Annotated in this window: 14 protein-coding genes; 6 read left to right on the forward strand and 8 right to left on the reverse strand. The window is 71.2% G+C overall.

What is annotated here, in order from left to right:
• Positions 1–63: 63 nt before the first annotated feature.
• Together QO011_RS29895 and QO011_RS29900 are read right to left on the reverse strand one after the other, a co-directional pair.
• On the reverse strand, positions 64–195 hold the full coding sequence (locus QO011_RS29895; protein ID WP_307280595.1) for a hypothetical protein: 132 nt from the start codon (positions 193–195) through the stop codon (positions 64–66).
• A 96-nt stretch (positions 196–291) separates the two neighbouring features.
• A complete protein-coding gene (locus tag QO011_RS29900) occupies positions 292–462 on the reverse strand; it encodes a hypothetical protein (RefSeq protein ID WP_307280596.1) in 171 nt (56 codons plus the stop codon).
• Between the two features lie 606 nt (positions 463–1068).
• Here QO011_RS29900 and QO011_RS29905 point away from each other — a divergent pair.
• A complete protein-coding gene (locus QO011_RS29905; protein ID WP_307280598.1) occupies positions 1069–1938 on the forward strand; it encodes a hypothetical protein in 870 nt (289 codons plus the stop codon).
• 31 nt (positions 1939–1969) lie between these two features.
• On the opposite strand, the gene QO011_RS29910 is transcribed toward QO011_RS29905, so the two are convergent.
• The gene (locus tag QO011_RS29910) at positions 1970–2536 is read right to left on the reverse strand and encodes an NUDIX hydrolase (RefSeq protein WP_307280601.1); all 567 of its coding nucleotides are present in this window, start codon (positions 2534–2536) and stop codon (positions 1970–1972) included.
• Positions 2537–2720: 184 nt separating this feature from the next.
• Here QO011_RS29910 and QO011_RS29915 point away from each other — a divergent pair, with 184 nt between their 5' ends.
• The gene (locus QO011_RS29915) at positions 2721–3827 is read left to right on the forward strand and encodes a hypothetical protein (RefSeq protein WP_307280604.1); all 1107 of its coding nucleotides are present in this window, start codon (positions 2721–2723) and stop codon (positions 3825–3827) included.
• 8 nt (positions 3828–3835) lie between these two features.
• Here the strand turns inward: QO011_RS29915 and QO011_RS29920 are convergent, their stop codons facing one another.
• A complete protein-coding gene (locus QO011_RS29920; protein ID WP_307280607.1) occupies positions 3836–4603 on the reverse strand; it encodes an SDR family oxidoreductase in 768 nt (255 codons plus the stop codon).
• A 157-nt stretch (positions 4604–4760) separates the two neighbouring features.
• Here QO011_RS29920 and QO011_RS29925 point away from each other — a divergent pair, with 157 nt between their 5' ends.
• Positions 4761–5795, forward strand: a complete 1035-nt coding sequence (locus tag QO011_RS29925) for a transporter (protein ID WP_307280608.1) — start codon at positions 4761–4763, stop codon at positions 5793–5795.
• A 6-nt stretch (positions 5796–5801) separates the two neighbouring features.
• On the opposite strand, the gene gcvA is transcribed toward QO011_RS29925, so the two are convergent.
• Positions 5802–6701, reverse strand: a complete 900-nt coding sequence (gene gcvA / locus QO011_RS29930) for a transcriptional regulator GcvA (protein WP_307280611.1) — start codon at positions 6699–6701, stop codon at positions 5802–5804.
• A 101-nt stretch (positions 6702–6802) separates the two neighbouring features.
• Between gcvA and QO011_RS29935 the strand changes: the two genes are divergently transcribed.
• From QO011_RS29935 to QO011_RS29945, 3 genes are all read left to right on the forward strand, one after another.
• Entirely contained in the window at positions 6803–7009 is a 207-nt protein-coding gene (locus QO011_RS29935; RefSeq protein ID WP_307280613.1) for a hypothetical protein, read from the forward strand.
• A gap of 119 nt (positions 7010–7128) precedes the next feature.
• Positions 7129–7473, forward strand: a complete 345-nt coding sequence (locus tag QO011_RS29940; protein WP_307280615.1) for a hypothetical protein — start codon at positions 7129–7131, stop codon at positions 7471–7473.
• An 82-nt stretch (positions 7474–7555) separates the two neighbouring features.
• Positions 7556–8407, forward strand: a complete 852-nt coding sequence (locus QO011_RS29945) for an alpha/beta fold hydrolase (protein WP_307280617.1) — start codon at positions 7556–7558, stop codon at positions 8405–8407.
• A 36-nt stretch (positions 8408–8443) separates the two neighbouring features.
• Here the strand turns inward: QO011_RS29945 and QO011_RS29950 are convergent, their stop codons facing one another.
• From QO011_RS29950 to QO011_RS29960, 3 genes are all read right to left on the reverse strand, one after another.
• Positions 8444–9205 (reverse strand): SDR family oxidoreductase, encoded by a 762-nt coding sequence (locus QO011_RS29950; protein WP_307280620.1) that lies wholly within the window; start codon positions 9203–9205, stop codon positions 8444–8446.
• A gap of 135 nt (positions 9206–9340) precedes the next feature.
• A complete protein-coding gene (locus QO011_RS29955; RefSeq protein WP_307280622.1) occupies positions 9341–10807 on the reverse strand; it encodes a mannitol dehydrogenase family protein in 1467 nt (488 codons plus the stop codon).
• A gap of 5 nt (positions 10808–10812) precedes the next feature.
• Positions 10813–11541: a GntR family transcriptional regulator gene (locus QO011_RS29960; protein WP_307280624.1), complete on the reverse strand. Its 729-nt coding sequence runs from the start codon at positions 11539–11541 to the stop codon at positions 10813–10815.
• Positions 11542–11631 lie beyond the last annotated feature (90 nt).

The following is an 11631-nucleotide window of genomic DNA, read 5'->3' on the forward strand; positions in this document are numbered from 1 at the left end:
GGGATCGCCGCGGTGCTGTCCGTGCCCGGCAACGGCTCGTCGCCGCCGACGGGCCGCGTGCGCTCACCCAATCAGGGCGTGAGCGAGCGTGGCCAGAGTCATGCCGACGGTGAAGGCGGCGGTGACGGTCAGGTACGCCGCCACCAGGGCGAAGCGGGTGTCCGTGGACAGGCGGTCGGCGAAGCGGGAGGTCATGGGCGCCCCGGTGCAAGGATGTGACTTGCCGGCACGATAGGGCGGTAGGTCCCTCGGGGCCGTGCGCGAGCGCACGGGACCCGCGGATGGTGCGGCTCAGTGGCCGTAGACCTCGTGCCAGGCGGCGTTGAGCATGTCGGTGACGTCGCCCCGGACGTCGGCGAGGTCGCGCTGGGTCAGGCTCTCGATCTCGGCGACCAGGCGCAGATAGCGGCGGCGCTTGGCGAGACGGTCCTGGATGCGGGCGATGATGCTGGCGAATATCATGATGTCGATCTTTCCGTATGGCCGCCTCTGCGGCGGTGGATGGCTCCTGCCTCCCTGACTTCACCCGTAAGATGGCATCGCCTTGCGTGCGCTGCAAAAGCTTTTGTTGCAACGCAGCATAGCCTTGGCGGCATGGCTGGCGGAGACTTGCGGCTCGGCTCGTCGCCCAGAGCATGGCTGGTGCATCCGGCCGGGCGGCAGCGATCCCGGCGGCCGAGCCTCCCGCCGATGCGACGGAGATGCGCGGAGCGTCGGCCGAGGCGCGCCTCAGCTTTCGCGCCGGCCCGCAAACAACAACCGCGGCGCCGGCCCGGCATTGCTTGCCGGCCTAACAATAGAGCGCTTTTTATTGATCGTGGCGGCGCGCGATGATCGGCCGGCCGGGCTGGACTGTGTCGATTTTACGGGCGGCCCGGCCGATTGTCGCGGGGCAGCTGCTGATTGCCCGTTGACTGTCGCGAATCGGTCGCCATCCTGCCTTGTTTATGAATTAGCCCGGACCGTGATAGGGAAGACCGATCCGGGATGGATCGTCCTGCCGCGCGCCTGCTTCGGCGCATCCGCGGCGACGGAGGAAGTCGAATGCGTTTTTGGCCGGCATTGACCTTGGCGTCCCTGCTATGCGGCATCGCCGCCGCCACACCGGTCGCCGGGGCCGAGCTCAAGCCGCTCCCGGTGTTCTTTCAGCAGAGTTGGGACGTGGTGAGGGCCCAGCCGCTCGCCGTGTTGTCCGTTCCGCGGCCAGCCGCCCCCATGGTCAAGGCCATGCTGCCGGTGAACCCGGCGCCGCAGCCGCCGATCGCCGCCGACCAGCCGGCGACGCGCAGCGTCGCCACGCTCACCATTCCGATGCCCGCCGCCGAGGTTCCCGCGGCAGCGCCGCAGAGCGTCGTGCTGCCGCTGCCCGAAACGCCGGGCGTGGCCGTGCCGGCCGTGTCCACCGCCGCCGCGCCGCCCACCGAGCCGGCGCCGTCCGTGGTGCCGGCGCCCCAGCCCGTGCTGCCCAGCGCCCCGGCACCGGTCGCGGCCCCTGCGGCTGCGGCGCCCGTCGCTGCAGCTCCTGCGCCAGCCGCGGCCCCGGCACCGACGCCCGAACGTGTCCAGGCCTCGCCTCCAGCTCGGCCCGCCGTTCCGGCGCCGGTCGCAGTTGCCTCGGCCGAGGCGGCCGCTCCGCCGGTGCGGCCCGGCCAGGCAGAGCCGGAGGCCAAGCCGGCCGCTCCGGTGACGCTCAACGTCCCGGCCAACGTGCGCATCCGCGACCGTTCCTCCTTCGTGATCGGCAAGACCGTCTACCGGCTCACCACCACCGACGGGCTCGGCATCAACACCCGCTGCAGCTTCGAGAAGGGCAAGGGCTGCTTCTGGCGCCCGATGCGCTCGCTCAAGGTCGCCATCGCCGGCGCGACGCTGTTCTGCCGCCCGGCGCCCGGCAACGCCTGGACCTGCACCAAGAAGCAGGCGGCGGCGCAGCGCTGACCGGAGCCTGCGCCCGCTCGGGACGCCGGGGTCAGGCCGGCGGCGGCGCCGGCGTCCGGCCGTCGCCGCTCGTGTCGGCCTGCGGGTTGGCGGCGTTGATCTTCATCAGCAGGCTGGCGAGGCCGGGCTCCTCGACGACGATCGAGGCATCGCCCGGATCGACCCACCGGATCTGACGCTCGCCCTTCTCCTTCCAGGTCTCGAGGCTGCGGGTCACGTCGAGCGGATAGACCGCGACGCGGACCAGGTCGAAATGCGCGTCGCGGCGCTTCCAGTAGAGGAACGAGCCGATCGGCTTCTTGCCCGGCTTGCCGGTGACGCCGGCCTCCTGCTCGGCCTCGATCCGGGCCGCGGTGAAATCCTTGCGGCCCTTCATCGGCCAGCCCTTCGGCACCGTCCAGCGGCCCGTGGTGCGCGTGGTGATCAGGCAGACCTCGATCCGTCCGTCGCGCCGGCGCATCGGCAGGGCCGCCACCTGGTGCAGCGTCTTGGCGACCGGCTCGCGCTTGACGGCCGACTTGCGCTTGACGGCTGGCTTGCGCTTGACGGCTGGCTTGCGCTTGGCGGCGGGCTTGAGCGGGGTGGGCGACTTGGTCATCGAGGCGGCGAATCGTCCAGGGTTGGAGGGCGGGACCTTCAGATAGACGCGGTTCACGACGTTGGGTTGTCGACGGCGCGACCCCTCCTTGTACATCTGCAGGGCCGCATCGCCTTCCCCAATTCCGAAGCACTGAAAAATAGTCTATCTGCGGAAAAGACAAGCGCAGGACGGGCGGAAAAGCATGGGCGGCCAATTCCATACGTTGCGGGCCGAGGGCATCGCGGTGACGCTCGATCTTGCCGTCGGTCATCTCAGGGCGCTGGAGGTGACGCGCCAGGGCCGCATCGCCGCGCCGCTGCACCTGGCGCCCTGGGCGGACGAGCCCGCCGCGGCGCGCGAGCCGGAGACCGCGCCCAACGTCATGGCGCTCGGCGGCGACTTCCTCTGCGCACCCTTCGGCCGCAACGACGTCGAGCCGGCGCCGCCGCACGGCTGGCCCGCCAACAGCCCCTGGACCCTGGTGGAGGAGCGTGCCCTTGCCCAGGGCGGCGTGGTCGCCCGCTTCCTGCTCGGCAAGCCGGTGTTCGGCGCCCGGCTGATCAAGGAGCTGACGCTGCGCGACGGCCATCCCTTCCTCTACCAGCGCCATCTCTTCGAAGGCGGCGCCGGGGCGATCTCCCTCGCCCATCACGTCAACACGCGCCTGCCCGCGGGTGGGCGCCTGAGCTTCTCGGCCAAGGCCTATGCCGACATGCCGGACATCCCGCAGGAAAGCGATCCGGCGCGCGGGCGCGGCGTGCTCGCCTATCCCTCTCGCACGGCGGATCTCTCCGCCCTGCCGCTGGCCGATGGCGGCGCCGCCGACCTCCACCGCTACCCCATTGCCGAGCGGCACGAGGACTTCGTGATGCTGGTCGAGGCCGCCGGCCATGCCCTCGGCTGGACCGCCGTGCTGCGCGAGCAGACCGGCGATCTCCTCCTGGTGCTGAAGGATCCCGCCGTGCTGCCGGTGACGCTGCTCTGGTTCAGCAATGGCGGGCGCTTCTATCCGCCCTGGAGCAGCCGCCACATCGCCGTGCTCGGCATCGAGGATGCGCGCTGCTGGTCCGCCTATGGCCACGCCGCCTCGATCGCCGAGAACCCGCTCAGCCGCTCGGGGGTGCCCACGGCCTTCTCGCTGCAGCCGGGCGGCGCGGTCGAGATCCGCCACGTCATCGGCGCGCTGCCCGTGCCGTCGGGCTGGGCGCCCGTGGCCGCCGTCGAGCCCGGGCCGGCCGGGCTCGCGGTGCGGGACGAGGCCGGGGCCGGGCTGAGCCTGCCCTACGACGCCGCCTTCCTGGGCGGCTGATCGCCGGTTCAGAGCGCGGCGGTGATGCCGCCGTCGACATAGAGGATATGGCCGTTGACGTAGTCGGAGGCCCGGCTCGCCAGGAAGATGCAGGCGCCGACCACTTCCTCCACCGTGCCCCAGCGGCCGGCCGGGGTGCGGGCTTCGACCCAGCCCGAGAAGGCCTTGTCGGCCATCAGGTCCTTGTTGAGGTCGGTGCCGATATAGCCGGGGGCGATGCCGTTGATCTGGATGTTGTGGCGGGCGAGCTCGGCGCACAGGCCGCGCGTCAGCATGCGCACCGCGCCCTTGGACGTGGTGTAGGGGACGATGGTGGCGCGGCCGAGCTCGCTGCCCACCGAGCAGATGTTGACGATCTTGCCGCGCTGGCGCGCCACCATGCCGCGCGCCACCGCCTGGGCGAGGAAGAACACGCCGTCGACATTGACGCGCTGCACCTCCCGATAGGCCTCCGCCGGGAAGTCGACGAAGGGGGCGCGGCGCTGGATGCCGGCATTGTTGACCAGGATGTCGATCGGCCCGATCTCGGCTTCGATCCGCCCGACAGCCGCGGCGCAGGCCTCGGGATCGCCGACGTCGAAGGGCGCGGCGTGGACGGCGAGGCCCGCGGCGCGCAGTTCGCCGGCGGCGCTTTCGAGCGTCGCCGCGTCGCGGCCGTTGACGACGAGCTGCGCCCCGGCTTCACCCAGCCCCCGGGCCAGCGCCAGGCCGATGCCGCGGCTGGAGCCGCTGACCAGGGCGATGCGGCCGGTGAGATCGAACAGCGTGACGGGCATGCTTTCCTCCTGATGCTTCACCCAACGATAGGAGGCCGGCCGGTGCGCCGTCAAAGCGGCTCGGCATCGCGATTTTTCGCTCCGCACCGGCGCCCGGAACGGCTATCCCTCTTGTCATGCAAGCGTCACGAGCCCGCTCTAAGTCCGTCGCCACGCCATGAGCCTCTTTCCGCCCCAGCATGCCCGGCTGCCGGGCGACCGTTTCGCGCCGGTGGCGATTCCCGGCCTGGTCTGGGCCTACCGCTTCCGCGAGGGCTACGCCGCCGAGACCCTGGACATGGCCGAGATCCCCGCCGCGCTGGCGGCGGAGGACGGCTGGCTCTGGCTGCATTTCAGCCTCACCGACAAGCTTGCCCGCACCTATATCGCCGGGCTGACGCAGCTGCCCGAGCCTGCCCGCACCCTGCTGGTGGCGGGCGAGGAGCAGCTCGGCCTCGATACGGCGGAGGAGGCGATCTTCGGCGTCTTCGCCGATTTCGCGCACGACATGGACGGGCCGACCCAGGATGTCGGCCGGCTGCGCTTCGCGCTGACCGAGCGGCTGGTCGTGTCCGGCCGGCGCCATCCGCTGCGCTCGGTCGAGGATATCCGCCGGGCGGTGGACAAGGGGCTGGCCGTCAGGGACGCCAGCGGCCTGATCGAGGCGATCATCGACCGGTTCTGCGACGCCGTCGCCCGCCTCGCCGCCGAGATGACCGACGAGCTCGACCGCATCGAGGACCATGTCGTCGCCGACCTCGTCGCGAGCGAGCGGGCGCGGCTGGCGCCGGTCAGGCGCACCTCGGTGCGCCTGCACCGCCAGCTCGCCTCGCTGGCGAACGTGTTCCGCGACTGGGAGGAGCGCGAGGAGCAGGCGACCTCGGCCCTGCGCATCGATGCCGGGCGGCTCGCCTCGCGCCTCGAATCGCTCGACCAGGACATATTGGGGGTGCAGGACCGCGCCAAGCTCCTGCAGGACGAGGTGGCGGCGCGCCTCGCCGACGAGACCAACCGGTCGCTGCGGGCTCTCTCCGTCATGACGGCGCTGCTGCTGCCCGGCAGCCTGATCTCCGGTATCTTCGGCATGAACGTGCACGGGCTGCCGTTCACGGAGTCGCCCGGCGGGTTCTGGATCGTCTTCGCCATGGGCGGGGGCGCGACGGCGCTGTTCTACTGGATCCTGCGGCGCATCGGCGCCGGCCTGCGCTTCTGAGGCCGGTCAGGCCGCCAGCAGGCCCGCTGCCTCGACCTCCGCCAGCAGCCAGTCGCGGAACATCCGGATCTTCGGCACGGTGCGCCGCGCCTCGGGATAGACCAGCCAATAGTAGCAGCCGTCGTCCCGCACGAGGTCGAAGGGCTGCACCAGCCGGCCGCCGGCGAGATCGGCGGCGAAGAAGGCCGGGGTCAGGATCGCGACCCCTTGGCCGGCCATGGCGGCGGTGCCTTCGAGCTGCTGGGTGCCGAGCTGGAGGTCCGGACGCTCCTCGAGCCTGGGATCGGGCACGCCGGCCGCGTCGAACCACTGGCGCCACCAGGGATCGCTCGGCCCGAGGATCGGCAGGCGTAGCAGGTCGGCGGGCGCGGCGAGGCCGCCGGCCTGCGCCATCAGCGCCGGGCTCAGCATCGGCGTGAACTTGGCGCGCAGGAGGCTGTGCGCCGCCAGCCCCGGCCAGCGGCCGTCGCCGGTGCGAATGGCGACATCGAACTCCTCCCGGGCGAAGTCGATAAGCCTGGTTGATGTATCGAGGCGCACCGCCAGCGCGGGATGGGCGAACTGGAACGAGCCGAGGCGCGGCACCAGCCAATTGGTGGCGAAGGTCGTGACCACCGAGATGCACAGCACCGCCTGGGCGCCGGCGCGGGCTGAGGCGAAGGCGGTGCGCAGCTGCTCGAAGGCCTCGCTCGTCGCCGGCGCCAGCCGCTGCCCGGTGTCGGACAGCACCACCCGGCGCGGGAAGCGCAGGAACAGCGGCGTGCCGATCCGCTCCTCCAGCACCTTGATCTGATAGCTCACCGCCGCCTGGGTCATGCCGAGCTCCGCCGCGGCCTTGGTGAAGCTCATGTGGCGGGCGGCGGCCTCGAAGGCGCGCACCGCGGCAAGGGGCGGGAGATCGGTCATGATGCATCAATCCAGCTTATGCATGGTGATCGAGTTTCGATTGGAAGGCAAGCACGCCCGGGCGCATCCTCACGGCATCGGCGATTGCCCGGGAGCAGGCCATGGACGAGGTTGCGATTCGTGCGGCACGGCGCCGCTCCCTCTGGCGGGGCTGGCTCGGCCGCCTCGGCCCGGGTCGCGGGCGAGGCCCGCGCATCAACCGCATCGACCCGCAGAGCGCGCCGGCCGATCTCCTGCGCGACATCGGCCTCAGCGACGGCCGCGGGCCCTCGCTTCGGCGTCCGGAGCGGGCGCCCGATCCGCGCTGAAGCGGAAAGGCCGGCCGCGGTTGCCGGACGTTCATCTTTGCGGGTGCATCATCGCACATCGGACCCGCGGCGGGCAGTGCATCGTGACCGCCATGGATCCGAGGTATCCGGAGGCGACGATGCTGATTGCAACCCATGAAGGCCAGGGCTGGCGCTACGAGGTGCTCGCCCAGTCCGACGGCTTCCTGGTGCAGGCCCGCGATCTCGACACCGGCGAGCTCGCCGGCGAGGACGTCACGCTGTTCCGCACCGCGACGGCGGCGCTGGCCTTCGCCGGCATGTCGGCGGCGGCGGACCGCTTCGCGGCGGCGCGCCTCGACGACGAGATCGACGACGAGGCGGCCGCGGATTTCGCCCGCGAATGCGACCATTTCGCCACGATGCGCGATCTCCTGTCGGACGAGGGCGTGCGCACCGACGCCTCGCGCTGGCAGCGGGTGCTGCGGCCGGTCTACCTGCACTGAGCTCGGTTTCGCGTCCCTATCGCAGCCGCGGCATTTCTGATCCAATGGATGGGAAGGCCGCGATGAGATCATGGGGGATGCGATGCGCAGGCTGCCGCGACTTCTCGTTCTGTGCTTCGTCCTGCTCGCCGGACCCGCCTTGGCGGCCGAGCGCTGGCAGGAGCTTCCCGAGCCGCCGGCCATGCCGGCCGCCGTCAGCAGCGGCGAGGCGCCGGTCAACGGCATCAAGATGTACTATGCCGTCTACGGCACGGCCGCGGGGACGCCGCTCCTCCTGATCCATGGCGGCCTCGGCTATGCCGACATCTGGGCCAACCAGGTGGCGGACCTCGCCAAGGACCACACCGTCATCGTCGCCGACAGCCGCGGTCACGGCCGCTCCACCCGCACGGCCGAGCCCTACGGCTACGACCTCATGGCCTCCGACTATCTCGCCCTGCTCGACTATCTCAAGGTCGACAAGGTGGCGCTGGTCGGCTGGAGCGACGGCGGCATCATCGGCATCGATATCGCCATGCACCATCCCGAGCGCCTGGAGCGCCTGTTCGCCCAGGCCGCCAACACCAAGGTCGAGGGCGTCAAGCCGGACGTGATGCAGAACAAGACCTTCAGCGCCTATATCGATCGCTGCGGGGTGGTCTACCGCAAGATCTCGCCGACGCCCGACCAGTACGACGCCTTCGTCGACCAGATCGGCGCGATGTGGGCGAGCCAGCCGAACTGGGCCGACGCCGATCTGGCGAAGATCACGGTGCCGACCACGGTCGTGCTCGGCGACCATGACGAGGCGATCGACCGCGGCCATACCGAGTACATCGCCAGGACCATCCCGCATGCCAAGCTGGTGATCCTGCCCAATGCCAGCCATTTCGCCATGCTGCAGGATCCGGCGGGCTACACCACGGCGATCCGGGCGTTCCTCGCCGCGCCGTAGTCCTGCCGAACGAGGGCCTTGCCAAGCCCGTTCCGCTCAGACCTTCGGATCCGGGTTCTCCGTATGCCCGTCCACGGCGATGATCTGGCCCGACACGAGCCGGGCCGCATCGGAGGCGAGGAACAGGGCCATGGCGGCGATGTCCTCGGCTTTGACGAAGGACCGCATCGAGGTGCCCCCGGCATAGCCCGCATAGATCGCGTCGCGCGTCGTGCCCTTGATCGCGGCCTCCTTGGCGAGCACCGCTTCCATGCGCGGACCTTCGACGGCCCCCGGGCAGATGGAGTTGGCCCGGATGCCATGGGGGCCGAGCTCCATCGCCAAGGTCTTCATCAGGCCGTTGACCGCCCATTTCGACGCGCTGTAGGGCGCCCTGTTGGGATAGCCGAACAGACCGGCGGTCGACGACGTCAGGATCATGGCGCCGGAGCGCTGCGCCTTCATCGGCGGCGTCGCATGCTTGGCGAAGAGGAAAGCGCCTTCTAGGTTGATCGCCAGGCAGCGCCGCCAGGCCTCCACCTCGATGTCCTCGATCAGGGCCGTCGGCCCGGCAATGCCGGCATTGGCGCACAGGACGTCGAGGCCGCCCCAGGATGAACGAAGCCGCGCGAACAAGGCTGCGATGGCGGGCTCGTCGGTGACGTCGAGTGGCTCGCGTTGCCACGCGGCGGGGCAGGATGCCAGAGCCCGGGCGTCGACATCGACCACACAGACGCGCGCACCGGCCGCATGGAAAGCCTCGGCCATGGCGCGGCCGATGCCGCTGCCGCCCGCCGTGATGAGAACGCGCTTGCTCACTGTGGCCCCCCGTCCGCTGTCCGTTGCGAAGCAGGCTATGGGAGTTGCCGCATGGCGGGAGGGTAGGGAGCGACGGGAAGCGCGCGCGTTGCGACGCCTGCCGGACTTTTGCGCCTGTCTGCCGATGCCGCCGTTTCAGGCGGACCGGCGGCGCAGCGCCTCCAGCACGCCGTGCCCGGCGATGTCGGCCAGCGCCTCCTGCAGGGGCCCGGTGAAGTCGGCCCGGCGCGGCAACTCCTCGCCGAACACCTGATGCAGCGTCAGGAAGGCCTCGACCACCGCGGCCGGCGAGGCGGCGCGCTGGTCGGGCCGGCCGGTCCAGGCCTCGAAGGTCGGGTCGGCGAGGGGCAGCGGGCGACCGGTATCGTCGGCCCCGCCGCAGGAGCGGATCCAGGCGGCGACGGCGAAGATCAGCGGCCCGCAGGGGCGGCCGGCCTCCAGGCATTCGCGCAGCGGCGCCAGGATGCGCTGCGGCAGCTTCTGCGAGGCATCGCTGGCGATCTGGGCGGTGCGGTGGCGCAGCGCCGTGTTGCAGAAGCGCTCGACGAGGCGCCGCGTATAGGCGAAGGCCGCCTCGGCGCCGATCGCCAGGGTGGGCGCCGCGCAACGCCAGTAGTCCTCGACGAAGGCGCGGATCGTCGGCTCGGCCATCGCATCGGCGACGGTCTCGCGGCCCGCCAGCCGGCCGATGGCGGCGAGGGCGGAATGCGCGCCGTTGAGCAGGCGCAGCTTCATGTGCTCGAACGGCTCGACATCGGCGACGAACTCGACGCCGAAGCGTTCGAGGCGCGGGCGGCCGGCGCGGAACTGCTCCTCGATCACCCATTGCCCGAAGGGCTCGCCCAGCACCGGCCAGGCGTCGTCGGCGCCGAGGCGCTCCGCGATCGCGGCCCGGTCGGCATCCGTGGTGGCCGGCACGATCCGGTCGACCATGGAGGAGGGGCAGTCGACCTCGGCCTCGATATGGGCGGCGAGGTCGCCGCCGCGGGCCTGCGCAAACTCGGTCAGGATGCGCCGGAGCGTCCGGCCGTTCTTCGGCAGGTTGTCGCAGGACAGGATGGTGAACGGCGCGGTCCCGGCGGCGCGGCGGCGCTCCAGCGCTTCGGCGAGGAAGCCGAGGGCCGAGCGCGGGGCGCCGGGATGGGCGAGGTCGTGGACGATGTCGGGATGGTCGAGGCGCAGCCGCCCCCGGCCGAGGTCGGCCGCATAGCCCTTCTCGGTGATGGTGAGGGTGACCAGGCGGATGCGGGGATCGGTCAGGGCCGCCAGCACGCGACCGGGCGATTCGGGCGCGACCAGGAGGTCCGAGATCGCGCCGATCACCCTGAGCCGCTCGGCCTCGCTCTCGCGCAGCGCCAGCGTGTAGAGATGGTCCTGCGGCGCCAGGGCGTCGCGCGTCTCCGGGCTGCGCAGCGACACGCCGACGATGCCCCAGCCCGTCTCGCCGGCGGCGAGGCAGTCCTCGACGAAGGCCGCCTGGTGGGCGCGGTGGAAGGCGCCGACGCCGAGATGCACGATGCCGGGCGAAACCGCGCTGCGCTCATAGGCGGGGACGGCGACATCCGCGGGCAGGGTCCGCAGCACGGCGTTGCAAAGGCGCATGAGGCTCACTCCACGACGTAAGGCCGATATTGCTCCGGCACTTCGTCGAACATCTTGAAGATCTTGTCGATGTGATCCTCAAGCCGGTCGCGGGCCAGGGCCGCATCGCCGGCATCGAGCGCGTCGAGCACGGCGAGGTGCTCCGCGATCACGGCGGACAGGCGCTCGGGCTTGCCGAACAGGCGGACGAAGCGCCCGAGCCGGGCCTTCTCGGCCAGGATGGTGGCCCACACGCCCTGGCGCTCGGCGAAGGTCGAGAAGGCCTGGTGCAGCCGCTCGTCCTCGTCGAGGAACAGGTCGACATCGCCGGCGGCGAGGACGGTCCGCTGGCTCTCGACGATGGCGCGCGCCTCCGCGCTCTTCTCCGGCGTCCACAGTCGCGCCGCATCGGTCAGCACCGCGAGTTCGAGCGCCTTGCGCACGAAATGGCTGTCGCGCACCGCGCCGAGGCGGATCGGCGCCACGAAGCTGCCCTGCTGGGGATAGACGTCGATCAGGCCCTCGTCGGCGAGGCGGATGATGGCCGAGCGCACCGGCGTGCGCGACACGCCGAAATGGCGGCACATGCGGTTCTCGCTGATCGAGGTGCCCGGGCGCAGCCGGACCGTGACGATGGCGTGCTTCAGCGCCTCGAACACCTGGTCGGCGACCGGGCGCTTGCGGTCGAGCCGGAAGGCGATGTCGAGCGTGTCGGCATCCCGGTCGATCGGCGCGGAGGCGGCGGAGAGCGGCACGGAGGGTCCCTTGTTTCGGCTGCCGATCTCGACGGATCGTCCCGCTCTTCGATGGTGCCGGTTGCGCTCGGTATCCTTGTATACTAGGGT

Origin of the sequence: Labrys wisconsinensis (genome assembly GCF_030814995.1) — a bacterium.
In the GTDB taxonomy this organism is placed as follows: Bacteria; Pseudomonadota; Alphaproteobacteria; order Rhizobiales; family Labraceae; genus Labrys; species Labrys wisconsinensis.